This window comes from uncultured Sulfitobacter sp. (assembly GCF_947499945.1).
Lineage (GTDB): Bacteria > Pseudomonadota > Alphaproteobacteria > Rhodobacterales > Rhodobacteraceae > Sulfitobacter.
On the sequence record NZ_CANMQD010000015.1, the window covers coordinates 1 to 11,225 of the forward strand.

At 58.5% G+C, this 11,225-nt stretch carries 13 protein-coding genes; 2 read left to right on the forward strand and 11 right to left on the reverse strand.

Annotated elements, in window-relative coordinates:
* The 4 genes from Q0775_RS19800 to Q0775_RS19815 all read right to left on the reverse strand — a co-directional run.
* Positions 1-689: CoA transferase subunit A (locus Q0775_RS19800; RefSeq protein WP_298865328.1), on the reverse strand; the 689-nt coding region annotated here is incomplete at its 3' end.
* Positions 686-1,525, reverse strand: a complete 840-nt coding sequence (locus Q0775_RS19805) for a 3-keto-5-aminohexanoate cleavage protein (protein WP_298865330.1) — start codon at positions 1,523-1,525, stop codon at positions 686-688. The genes Q0775_RS19800 and Q0775_RS19805, both read right to left, overlap by 4 nt.
* Entirely contained in the window at positions 1,522-2,373 is an 852-nt protein-coding gene (locus Q0775_RS19810; RefSeq protein WP_298865332.1) for an alpha/beta hydrolase, read from the reverse strand. The genes Q0775_RS19805 and Q0775_RS19810 overlap by 4 nt, the downstream gene beginning before the upstream one ends.
* Positions 2,370-2,750, reverse strand: coding sequence for a hypothetical protein (locus Q0775_RS19815; protein ID WP_298865358.1), 381 nt, complete (start codon positions 2,748-2,750; stop codon positions 2,370-2,372). The genes Q0775_RS19810 and Q0775_RS19815 overlap by 4 nt, the downstream gene beginning before the upstream one ends.
* A gap of 191 nt (positions 2,751-2,941) precedes the next feature.
* Here Q0775_RS19815 and Q0775_RS19820 point away from each other — a divergent pair, with 191 nt between their 5' ends.
* Positions 2,942-3,805, forward strand: a complete 864-nt coding sequence (locus Q0775_RS19820) for a dioxygenase (protein WP_237272080.1) — start codon at positions 2,942-2,944, stop codon at positions 3,803-3,805.
* A 138-nt stretch (positions 3,806-3,943) separates the two neighbouring features.
* Entirely contained in the window at positions 3,944-4,834 is an 891-nt protein-coding gene (locus tag Q0775_RS19825) for a LysR family transcriptional regulator (RefSeq protein WP_298865335.1), read from the forward strand.
* Between the two features lie 19 nt (positions 4,835-4,853).
* Here the strand turns inward: Q0775_RS19825 and Q0775_RS19830 are convergent, their stop codons facing one another.
* From Q0775_RS19830 to benC, 7 genes are all read right to left on the reverse strand, one after another.
* Entirely contained in the window at positions 4,854-5,546 is a 693-nt protein-coding gene (locus Q0775_RS19830; RefSeq protein ID WP_298865338.1) for an ABC transporter ATP-binding protein, read from the reverse strand.
* The gene (locus Q0775_RS19835; protein ID WP_298865341.1) at positions 5,539-6,282 is read right to left on the reverse strand and encodes an ABC transporter ATP-binding protein; all 744 of its coding nucleotides are present in this window, start codon (positions 6,280-6,282) and stop codon (positions 5,539-5,541) included. Before Q0775_RS19835 ends, Q0775_RS19830 begins: the two co-directional genes overlap by 8 nt.
* On the reverse strand, positions 6,275-7,267 hold the full coding sequence (locus Q0775_RS19840) for a branched-chain amino acid ABC transporter permease (RefSeq protein ID WP_298865344.1): 993 nt from the start codon (positions 7,265-7,267) through the stop codon (positions 6,275-6,277). Before Q0775_RS19840 ends, Q0775_RS19835 begins: the two co-directional genes overlap by 8 nt.
* A 3-nt stretch (positions 7,268-7,270) precedes the next feature.
* Positions 7,271-8,140 carry a branched-chain amino acid ABC transporter permease gene (locus tag Q0775_RS19845; protein ID WP_298865349.1) on the reverse strand — a complete coding sequence of 290 codons (870 nt, stop codon included), beginning with the start codon at positions 8,138-8,140 and terminating at the stop codon, positions 7,271-7,273.
* Between the two features lie 56 nt (positions 8,141-8,196).
* Complete coding sequence (locus Q0775_RS19850) at positions 8,197-9,369, reverse strand: ABC transporter substrate-binding protein (RefSeq protein WP_298865352.1); 1,173 nt, start codon at positions 9,367-9,369, stop codon at positions 8,197-8,199.
* Positions 9,370-9,411: 42 nt separating this feature from the next.
* A complete protein-coding gene (gene benD / locus Q0775_RS19855) occupies positions 9,412-10,191 on the reverse strand; it encodes a benzoate diol dehydrogenase BenD (RefSeq protein WP_298865355.1) in 780 nt (259 codons plus the stop codon).
* Positions 10,188-11,225, reverse strand: a 1,038-nt coding sequence (gene benC / locus Q0775_RS19860; protein ID WP_366863726.1) for a benzoate 1,2-dioxygenase electron transfer component BenC, incomplete at its 5' end; no start/stop codon positions are given. The genes benD and benC, both read right to left, overlap by 4 nt.

Genomic DNA, 11,225 nt, shown 5'->3' on the forward strand with positions numbered 1-11,225 from the left:
GTCCTCACTGTGCGTTGCTCTATCCGCTTTTCATGGGTGCCCTGAATGATGCGATGCACATAAATGCCGGGCAGGTGAATGTGATCAGGATCAAGGCTGCCAACAGGCACGATCTCTTCAACCTCCATGATGCAGACCTTGCCGCACATGGCCGCAGGCGGATTGAAATTGCGCGCGGTCTTGCGGAAAATTACGTTGCCCGTCGCATCCGCCTTCCATGCTTTGACGATGGACAGATCGGCAAAGATACCCTCTTCAAGGATGTAATCCTGACCGCACCAGTTCTTGACGTCCTTACCCTCGGCAATCACGGTGCCCACGCCGGTTTTGGTATAGAACCCCGGAATACCTGCACCCCCTGCGCGCATCCGCTCGGCCAATGTGCCTTGCGGGTTGAACTCCAGCTCCAGCTCACCTGACAGGTATTGCCGCATGAATTCCGCGTTCTCGCCCACATAGGACGCCATCATTTTGGAAATCTGACGGGTGGCGAGCAGTTTGCCCAAACCGAAATCATCCACACCTGCATTATTGGACGCGACGGTCAGATTCTTGGCACCATGCGCTACGATTCCATCGATCAGCAATTCGGGAATGCCGCAGAGGCCAAAGCCGCCCGCCGCAATGAGCATGCCATCGCCCAGCACCCCGTCGAGCGCTGCCTGCGCTGTCTCGAATACCTTTTTCATGCTGACACTCCTTTCAATCCAAGGATCGCGCGGGCTTGCCGCCAGTTGGCCACGGGCCGCTCGTATTTCTCGCACAGTTGCGCTGCTCGGGTCACGAGGGCCGCATTCGACGGGGCCAGCGTGTCGCGATCAAGGCGGACGTTATCCTCCAGACCTGTGCGCGCATGACCACCCGAGGAGATCGCCCAGTCGTTCAGTGTGAACTGCTGCGCACCGATCCCCGCTGCGCACCAAGGCGCATCTGCCCCAAACAGGCGGCGCACGGTGTGGATGTAGTAATCAAACACATCACGGTCCACAGGCATGGCGTTCTTCACACCCATGACGAACTGCACATAAGGCGTACCCGCCAGCTGGCCCTTGTCGGCCATGTCCTTGGCCTTGAAGATATGCGACAGATCAAACGCCTCGATCTCGGGCTTCACGTCATGCTTGAGCATTTCGGCTGCAAGCCAGTCGACCAAATCAGGTGGGTTTTCATACACACGGGTCGGAAAGTTGTTGGACCCAACAGACAGCGAGGCCATATCAGGCGAAAGCGGCAGCATCCCACCACGCGTCTCCCCCGCGCCCGAACGTCCACCCGTCGAGAACTGGATGATCATGCCCGGACAATGTTTCTCCAGCCCCTCCTTGAGGCGCGCGAATTTCTCGGGATCAGATGAGGGCGTCTCGTCATCGTTGCGAACATGGGCATGGCAGATGGTGGCCCCCGCCTCGAACGCCTCATGCGTGCTTTCAATCTGCTCGGCGACTGTCACAGGCACGGCGGGGTTGTTGGCTTTTGTCGGCAATGATCCTGTGATGGCGACGCAGATGATGCAGGGATTACTCATGGTGCATCTGCCTCTGGCATCCGCTTGAGCGCGTCGACAAAGAAGGGACGGAACCCCACAGGATGCTCGCTCATCGGGAAGTGGCCCAGCTCGTCCATCACCGCAAGGGTTGCACCGTCAATGGCATCGGCCGTGCGTTTCGCGTCCTCGGGCGTGCAAGTCAGATCATATGCACCCACGATCAGATGAACTGGCGTTTTGACTGTGTCGATATCCCCCAAACGGGCAATCAGACTGTCATCCTTGGTGTAGAAACTCAGGTCCCCACGGAACACGCCCGGACCGCTTTGCATGAACATCCACAGCGTATTCCAACGCTCGGCGTTGGGCGCATAGGGCGAGATATTGGCAGAGACGAGCGCCGCACCCATTTCGCCACCATGAGCATCGGGACGGTGAAACCAGTCGATGTCATACCAAGCGGGTTGGAAATCCGACGCCTCGATGGCGATAAAACCGCTGAATTTATCCGGATGTAGCGCCGCAAGTTGCAGTGCAATACGCCCCCCCATCGAACAGCCTGCAAGCACGGGGCGGTTCAGCCCCAGCCCTTCAATCACGGCAAGGACTGTCTCGATATAGGCCTCGGTGGTGAGCAGGTATTCCTCTGTCTCGAACCCTTCAGGCGGCAAGGATTTGCCGTGCCACGGAAGATCAAAAGCAATCATGCGATTGTTCGCCGTAATTCCTTCATCATTCATGAGATGCCGCCATTGCCGCGTGTCCGCACCCGCAGTATGCAGGCACAAGACAGGACGGCCCTGCCCCGCTTCCTCGAAATAAATCCTGCGCGGCGCGCCCTCAACGGTGACGGTGAGGTAGCGGCCTGTGATCGGTTCGATGCTCATGCGGCGTCCTCCCGTTCGGCGCGGGGCAGCGCCATGAATTCTTTAAAAAAGCGCAGGTTTTTGACGAGGCACAGGATGTCACCATCAATAGTGCCGCGGCCGATTTTCAACAGACCAAAGATGTCGTGAAACCCCGGTGCGGGCAGCGGTTGCCAGAACTGCGCCAGCGCCTCTGCATCAGTGCGCAGGGCAAAGCGCCACGGTGTTTTGCGGCTGGGGCCTTCGGTCACTTGCGTCAAGTGACCCTTCTCGAAAGTAAGATATATCTCGTCAGACCCCACCTGAATGAGGACAGTCTCGGAGAACAAGCGCCCGAGGCGCAGCAAATGCGGCGTGGCCTCCAGCTTTGCCTGCATGGTGTGGAATGTCTCAATCATCTGGCTCTCCTCTTCATATCCCTGACACTGTGGTGCCATGAGGGCGGGCTTTACCGCCATACCGATGCGGGTATTACGCAATACCGCCCACGGCATTGGATCATCTGCTCCTTTCGCAGACGGTATACACCAAGGGTCGCCCACCGCGGCGCCCAAACCGGCACCAACATTGCCACTTTGGAGGAAGAAAAATGGGTATCGTTAACATCGACAACATCAGCGACGTCGTTATCGCAAGTCTGGGCCAGCACGGTGACATCACCGACCGCCAGCGCGAGATCATGTCATCGCTCATCCGTCACCTGCACGGGTTTTGCAAAGACGTGAACCTGCAACACGGCGAATTCCTTGAGGGCTGCGAATACCTCAAGCGCGCAGGCCAGACCTGTGACGAGAACCGTCAGGAATTCATCCTGCTGGGTGACATTCTGGGCGTCGAAGTGCTGGTGGATATGTTGTCCAACCCCGTTGACGGACCCGAGAGCGAAAGCACCGTGCTTGGCCCCTTCTACCGCGAGAACCCGCCGGTGTTGCCAAAAGGCGCCTCGACTATCAAAAAGCACTATGACAACGAAGAAACTGCCTACTTTGAGGGCTACATTCGTGACGCAAACGGCAATGGCGTGGCCGGTGTCCAGATGGACGTCTGGGAAGATGCGCCGAACGGCGTCTATGAAAACCTCGACCCTGACCAGCCGGAATACAACCTGCGCGGCCGCTTCGAGACGGACGAGAATGGCCACTATGCCTTTGTCGCCGTGCGCCCCGTGCCTTACCCGATCCCCGACAATGAAACCGCTGGCGAATTGCTGCGCTATATGGGTCACCACCCCAACCGTCCGGGGCACATGCACTTTATAATTTCCAAAGACGGCTTCCGCCCCCTGATCAGCCAGATCTACGACGCCGAGAGCAAATGGCTCGACGATGATAGCGTGTTCGCTGTCAAGGAAAGCCTGATCGGCACGTTCAAGAAAGCAGCACCCGAGTTGAAGACAGACCTGCACTTCGAGTTCGACTTTGTCATCAAGTCAGAGGCCATCGCGGCCGAATAAACTAAGATATCTCCCTGAGACTGGCCTCCGCTGATGCGGGGGCCTTTTTTTATGCAAACACGCGGTCTAAGGTAGCAAACCGCATACGATCGCTTGGGAGGGCAGTTTGCGGATACCTGCATTTTCACGGGAGGGAAAATGAACTTCAAACAGATGACCTATTTCATTGCCGTCGCGGAGGAGCTGCATTTTGGCCGCGCCGCAGAGCGGCTGGATATGGCGCAACCGCCGCTGAGCCGACAGATCAAACAGATCGAGGAGGAGCTGGAAGCGGTCCTATTCAACCGCGGGCGCAGTGCGATCAGCCTGACCCAAGCGGGCGAGAAACTGCTGGAGCGCAGCCGCGCGATCCTTGCCCTCCTGGATGACACAAAGCTGGAAATGCGCAGGCTTGGCCAAGGGGCGGAAGGGCGTTTGCGTATCGGCTTTGTTGGCTCCTCTACCTACGGTATTTTGCCGAACATAGTCAAAGCGTTCCGCGCTGCCTATCCCGCGATCAACCTGAGCCTACAGCCGATGAACAACGCCCAGCTGCGACAGCAACTGGTGGCGCGCATGATTGATGTGGCTGTTGCGCGTCCTGCGCTGGATGATGCCGAATTTGCGGTAAAGCATTTGGTTAAAGAGGATTTGATCCTGGCACTTCCCGACACGCTGGATACAGGCACGCGTGAGGTCGCCGACCTTCGGCGATTGGAGACGCACAACCTGATCCTATACCCTGAATACCCCCGCCCCAGCTATGCCGATACGGTGATCAACGCCTGTACAGAAGCAGGGTTTCCTGTGCCAAAGCGGGTGTTCACAATGGACCTGCAAACCGCGCTGAGCCTTGTGGCGATTGGCGAAGGGGTTTGTGTCGTGCCCAGCTCTGTAGGTTCTGCCCCGCGCAACGGGATCAAGTTCCTGCGGATCGAGCCGGAGATTGCGCGGACATCCCTATCCGTCAACTACCGCGTCGACGAACAGGGTGTCCATGTGCAGAACTTCATCAAGGTAGCACAAAGCGTTGCGCGCGAGGCGCGGTAAAACCCACACCTCTCCGGGTTCAGACACCCAGCCATTTGTGCTGTGTTTCATGATCGGCACGGATTTCATCGGCGCTCCCGCTCCAGACCACTTGGCCCTTACCCACGACGACGACGTCATCTGCCAGCGATGTGGCAAAGCCAAAGTTCTGCTCGACCAGCACCATCGACAGGCCTTCGCGGCGCAGATCCTGCAATTTGTCATGGATCAGCTTCACGATGATCGGGGCAAGCCCCTCTGTCGGCTCATCCAGCACCAGCAGGCGCGGGTTCATCAGCAGAGCGCGAGCGATCGCCAGCATCTGCTGCTCTCCACCCGACAACTGCATGCCGCCATTGTCCAACCGCTCGCCCAGCCGCGGGAACAGGTCGATCACCCGCTCGATCGTCCACGCGCCGTCGCCAAAGCGTTTCGAGGCGATCTCGAGGTTTTCGCGCACGCTGAGGGAGGGAAAGATATCGCGCGTCTCGGGCACATAGGCGATGCCTGATTTGGCGATGTCAAAAGGGCGTTTGGCGATGGGGGCGCCGTCGAATGTGATTGTGCCCGATTTGGTCGGCAGCAACCCCATGATCGTCTTGAGCGTGGTGGATTTGCCCGCCCCGTTGCGCCCCAGAATGGCCAGCACACGGCCAGATTGCGCGGTGACGTTCATCCCGTACAGAACCTGTGTTTCGCCGTAGCCGGAATTCACTGCATTCAGTTCAAGCATCTTCCCAGCTCCCCAAATAGATTTCTTTAAGCAGATCAGACCCGCGTGCAGCATCCGGCAGCCCATCAAAGACGACCTCGCCATAGTTCAGCACGGTGATCGTATCGGCCACGTCAAAAGCGAGGTCCATGTCATGCTCGATGATCAACAAGGTCAGATCGCGCGGCAGATTGTTCAGCAGATCATGGAAACCTTTGGCCATCTCCGGCCCCACACCGCTCGTCGGCTCGTCCATCAACAGAACCAGCGGACGCGTGGCCAACGCCACACCGACCTCCAGCTGACGCCGCACACCATAGCTGATCTGCGAGACTTTTGCATGCAGGAACGGCATCAGGTCGACCTGATTGGCCACATCCTTGACGATCTCGCGCACCTCCGCTTTGCCAAGGCTGTCCGACCAGAACGTGGTTGCATTGCCCGTATGGATCGCAGCCGCAAGGCCGAGGTTCTCTTCAACGGTCAGCCCGTCGAACAGGGTGTTTTTTTGATAGCTGCGCGACAATCCTTGCCGCGCGCGCTTTGCCACGGGCAATGCTGTTACATCCTCACCCGCCAGATGCACCGTGCCTCTGTCGGGCGTCAGTTCACCAACCAGCTGGTTGAACAGCGTTGTCTTGCCCGCCCCGTTCGGCCCAAGGATGACCCGCCGCTCGCCGCGCTCAAGCTTGAGCGAGACATCGCGGGTGACATGCACCGCGCCAAAGCTCTTGTCTAAGTTGCGTGTCTCAAGCATCTTTTGTCACCTCCGTGGCTTTGGGTGTGGCGACAGCAGCTTTGCTGCGCGCTGCGAAATAATCCTCAATGAAGCCGAAAATTCCATTGGCGCGGCTCATCACGACACCGATCAGAATGACGCCCACGATCAAGTGCCAGTAGGTCGTGAGGGAGCTCAGCTCGTGCTTGAGCACTACAAAGACTGCAGCTCCCACCAGCGGCCCAACCAATGTGCCAAGCCCGCCAAGGATCACGACAACAAGGGCTTCGCCTGAGACGGTCCAGGCCATCAATCCGGGCGAGATATACATTATATGCTGAGCTGCCAGTACACCGGCAAAGCCTGCGATCATGCCCGACAGGCCAAAGACATCCGCCTTTACCCGCCAGACAGTGAGGCCCAATGCGCGCATCCGCTGCTCGTTGTGCATCACACCCGAGAAGGAGCGGCCAAGCCCCGAGCGCAGGACCATCACCGCCAGCCCGTATATCGCGGCAAGGGCGACAAGGCAAAACAATGCGAATGTGCGCGTGTCGTTCAGATCAATACCGACGGCGGACAGATCAAGACGTTCAATCCCCCCCAAGCCGTCATCACCGCCAAAAATCGGCGCCTCGAACACATAGGAATAGGCCATCTGGCCAAAGGCGAGTGTTGCCATGATGAAATAGATGCCATGGCTGCGCGAACAGATCGCACCAATGACCCATGAGATGCCAGCGGTGATACCCACGGCCGCCGCCATCGCTACTGGCGGGGTGAGACCTGCCGTGGTGGAGAGCACAGCATAGCCGTAGGCACCAACCCCCATCAGCGCGCCGTGGCACAGGGATACCATGCCGCCAAATCCAGCCACCATATCAAGCGCCAGCACCAACATGGCGAGGATGAGAATTTCGGTCAGAATTTCCAACCCGAAATACTGAGCTGTAAAAGCCTGAAACAGCGCGCCCGATGCCAAAAGCACCAAGGCCGCATATCGCAAGGGCGTGTGATGGAACATGGTCTATCCTTTCGCCGGAAAGAGGCCCACAGGCTTGATCACAAGGACCGCGGCCAACAGGGCGTAAATGAGAACAGAAGAGAGTTGCGGTGCCAGCACGGCCCCGAAAGTCTGCACAAAGCCGTAGATGAGCGAGCCTGCAACAGCGCCTTTGAGCGACCCGAGACCGCCGATGACGATCACGATCAGCGTGGGGATCAGAATTTGCAGGCCCATATCGGGCGAGACGCTGAGCAGCGGCGCAGCCACCGCACCAGCCAATCCAGCAAGCGCGCATCCCACACAGAAAACACAGAAAAACAGGCGCTCTACGTTAATGCCCAGACAGGCGGCCATCTCGTCGTTGTCGACGCCAGCCCGGATCATCGCGCCGATCTGCGTCCGCCCCAAAACGAAGGCGAGACCAGCCAACACGACGAGGCCAAGAACAATGATAAACAAGCGGTACGTCGGATACTCGACACCGAGGAAGGCCAGCCGCCCGCCCAGCATTGCTGGAACTTCAATCGCGAGAGGCAGATCACCCCAGATGATGCGGGTCATATCCAACAGCACGAAAATCAGGCCAAATGTCACCAAAACCTGCGCCATCGGCCCCGATTTGCGCATCCGCTGGATGAAGCCGGAATAAAGCAGAACGCCCACCCCCGCGACAGCCACAGGCGCGAGTAAAAACGCCGCCCAGTAGCCCCAGACCGCAGCAACAGAAGCCGCGAAATAGGCACCAAGGGCATAAAGCGCACCATGGGCAAGGTTCACGAAATGCATCAGGCCAAAGATCACCGTCAGGCCGACGGATAGAAGAAACAAGAGCATCGACAGCTGTAGCGCATTGAGCGCCTGTAGCGTCCAGAAGCCAAGATCGGTTGTCATTTTAGGACCTCCCCCACATGAAAAACCCGGCCACAAAACGCAGCCGGGTTGTTGTTTTAGTTAGATACTGGATCCATCACGCAGCCATTGGCCGGATCAGCCTCGGACGGCAGCTGGGCCAGAACTTTTTGCGTGAGACCATCTGCACCTGCGACAGTCTCGTAGACATAGATCGGCTGAACGATGTTGTTGGTAGCAGGATCAATCGACAATGTGCCGCGTGGTCCGTCGAACGTGACCTGACGCAGGGCGGCAGCAAGCGAAGCGCGGTCTGTCGCACCCGCCTTTGTCGCCTCGATCAGCGCGCGTGCAGCATCATAGCCTTGAACCGCAAACTCGGACGGAGCGCGGCCGATTTTGGCCGTAAAACCGTCAACAAAGACCGCATTCGCATCGTTTTCGATTGTTGGGACGTAATGTGACGCCGCGATTACACCCTCAGCCGCAGGACCTTGGGCGTTCACATAAAGCGATGATGTCAGGAACCCCGAGCCATAGAGCGGCAGTTCAGCCTTCAGCCCAAAGCTGTCGTATTGCTTAACGAAGGAGATCGCCTCGCCGCCTGCATAGAACACATAGACCGCATCGGCACCGCTGGATTTGGCTTGGGTCAGGTAGGGGCCAAAATCCTGTGTTTTCTGGAAGGGCGTGAAATCCTGCCCGACAATCTCGCCACCTGCGGCAGTGAATGTGGCCTCGAATGCTTCGATCATTTGACGACCGGCCGCATAGTCAGGTGCAAGGGTATAGACCTTGCGGATACCCTGCTCGTACATCCAGATCCCCATCGGGCGGTTCACTTGGCCGTTGGAGAACGACATGCGTGTGATGAAGGGGGAGCAGTCGGCGCCCGTCGCCTCGTCATTGCCCGCGTTTGACACGATCAGCGGCACACCTGCTCCATGGACCATATCACGCACAGCCCCCAGAACGCCCGAGCTGACGATGCCGGTCATCACATCCACCTCATCCTGCAAGATCAGCTTTTTGGCTTTGCCAAGGGCGACCGGTGGTTTGACCTCGGTATCCTCACGAATGATCTCGAAGGTGGCATCTGTCTCGCCACCAAATTGTTCCAGTCCCAGCGCAAAGCCTGCGTCAATCTCGTTGCCAAGTGCCGCATAGACACCGGAATAGGGCAGCAGCAGGCCGATTTTGATATCCTCGGCGGTGGCTGTGGTCGCGATTGTGGTGGCAAGGCCAAGGGCCGCCAGTGTTGTCGTTTTCATTTTGGTTCCTCCAGTTGATTATCAGACCGTTCTTATGTCGGCCTATCCAAGGTCGCCGCCGCCCACGGGCACAGTGAGGCCCGTGATGTAGGAGGCATCATCCGACGCCAGAAACAGGATTGGCCCTGCCTGTTCGTCGAGTGTTCCGTATCGTTTCATGGGCGAGGACTGGATCGTTTGGTCGACGATGGTCTGGTACCAGTCCGCGCGTTGTTCCTGCTCTGCGTTCGGGTTGCGCGGGGTCACACGTTCGGGGGCTTCGGTGCCGCCCGGTGCCGTGGCTACAACGCGAATACCGCGCTCAGCCATTTCCCAAGCCAAACTGGCAGTGATGGCATTCACGCCGCCCTTCGCCGCTGCGTAAGGCACACGGTTCAACCCACGCGTGGCGATGGAACTGACGTTGACGATCACGCCTGACCCTTGCGGCAGCATCCGCTCGATCGCGGCGCGGCAACAATAAAGGGTCGGGAACAGCGAGCGGCGCACCTCGGCGTCGATCTGCTCGGGCTCGTAGTGCTCATATGGTTTGGCCCAGATGGTCCCGCCCACGTTGTTGACCAGAATATCTATCCTGCCCCAGAGGCTTTGGGCCTTTTGCATCGCCTCGTAGCAGCCGGTCCATGTCTCCAGATCGACATTGATCGCCTCTGCTACACCACCTTTGGCGTGGATCGCTGCCACCACTTCATCGCGCGCGGGCGAGCGGTCGACGATCAGAACCTTTGCACCCTCACCCGCCGCACGCTCGGCCACGCAGCGGCCGATGCCCTGGGCGGCACCGGTCACGACCATCACCTTATCGTCAAAGCGGCGGCTCATGCGGCATCCGCCTCTGTTTCAGTCGGATTGAACTTTTCGAAATAGAAATTGGCAGGCTCAACACCCAGCGTGCCGAAGTGTCCGCGAACGGCATCCACCATAGGCGGCGGGCCACACAGATAGACATCAACATCACCGCCGTTCAGATCCTCCGCAGAGACGTGATCGGTGACGAAACCCTTACGTTCATGCGCGTCCTCTGCGGCAGCCAGAACCGTGATGACGGTGACATTGCCGATTTGCTTGGCCAGCGCTTGCACGCGGTCCAGTTCCACAAGGTCTGCTGCGCGGGTGACTGCATAATAAAGCGTGATCGGCTGCTCGTTGCCCTGCTCTGCCAGATGCTCCAGCATCGACAGGAAGGGGGCGAGCCCGGTACCACCGGCCAGCCACAGCTGTGGACGCTCCATCGGGCGCAAATAGAATGTGCCCATCGGGCCGGTCAGCGTGATTGCATCGCCCCCCTTGGCGCGCTCGCCCAGATAGCTGCTCATCACGCCGCCGGGGATGTTGCGGATCAGGAACTGGCCTTCATCCGCTCCCGGTTTGGACGAGAACGAATAAGAGCGGTGCTTGTCCGTGCCCGGCACGCTGACGTTCACATATTGACCGGGCAGAAAACCTACTGTCTTGGCCATCTTCACACGGAGGCCAAAAGACGTCTCGGATAGCCGGTCCACGCCAAGGACCTCACCCGCGACAGGCTCAGGCGCGGTTTTGCACACTGCCGACGTTGCAGGCACTCGAACCACACAATCGCTCAGCGGTGACATCTGACAAGTCAGAACATAACCTTCGGCGGCTTCTTCCTCTGTCATCGCTTCATCAAGGTAGAATTCAAGCTCGAACTCGCCCTTTTCGGCAAAGCACTTGCACGTTCCGCAGACGCCATCGCGGCAATCCATGGGGATGTTGATTTTCTGGCGAAAGGCGGCCTCGGTCACCATTTCGTCGTCATCACATTGAATGACGCGGGTGACGCCATCCTCGAAATTCAGGGCTACATTATAGGTTGTCATGGCATACTCCTCCCT

What these genes read in the sequence shown, in the direction of transcription:
- Q0775_RS19805 (WP_298865330.1), bottom strand. Translation starts at nt 1,525, where the DNA reads ATGAGTAATCCCTGCATCATCTGCGTCGCCATCACAGGATCATTGCCG.
- Q0775_RS19810 (WP_298865332.1), bottom strand. Translation starts at nt 2,373, where the DNA reads ATGAGCATCGAACCGATCACAGGCCGCTACCTCACCGTCACCGTTGAG.
- Q0775_RS19815 (WP_298865358.1), bottom strand. Translation starts at nt 2,750, where the DNA reads ATGATTGAGACATTCCACACCATGCAGGCAAAGCTGGAGGCCACGCCG.
- Q0775_RS19820 (WP_237272080.1), top strand. Translation starts at nt 2,942, where the DNA reads ATGGGTATCGTTAACATCGACAACATCAGCGACGTCGTTATCGCAAGT.
- Q0775_RS19825 (WP_298865335.1), top strand. Translation starts at nt 3,944, where the DNA reads ATGAACTTCAAACAGATGACCTATTTCATTGCCGTCGCGGAGGAGCTG.
- Q0775_RS19830 (WP_298865338.1), bottom strand. Translation starts at nt 5,546, where the DNA reads ATGCTTGAACTGAATGCAGTGAATTCCGGCTACGGCGAAACACAGGTT.
- Q0775_RS19835 (WP_298865341.1), bottom strand. Translation starts at nt 6,282, where the DNA reads ATGCTTGAGACACGCAACTTAGACAAGAGCTTTGGCGCGGTGCATGTC.
- Q0775_RS19840 (WP_298865344.1), bottom strand. Translation starts at nt 7,267, where the DNA reads ATGTTCCATCACACGCCCTTGCGATATGCGGCCTTGGTGCTTTTGGCA.
- Q0775_RS19845 (WP_298865349.1), bottom strand. Translation starts at nt 8,140, where the DNA reads ATGACAACCGATCTTGGCTTCTGGACGCTACAGGCGCTCAATGCGCTA.
- Q0775_RS19850 (WP_298865352.1), bottom strand. Translation starts at nt 9,369, where the DNA reads ATGAAAACGACAACACTGGCGGCCCTTGGCCTTGCCACCACAATCGCG.
- benD (WP_298865355.1), bottom strand. Translation starts at nt 10,191, where the DNA reads ATGAGCCGCCGCTTTGACGATAAGGTGATGGTCGTGACCGGTGCCGCC.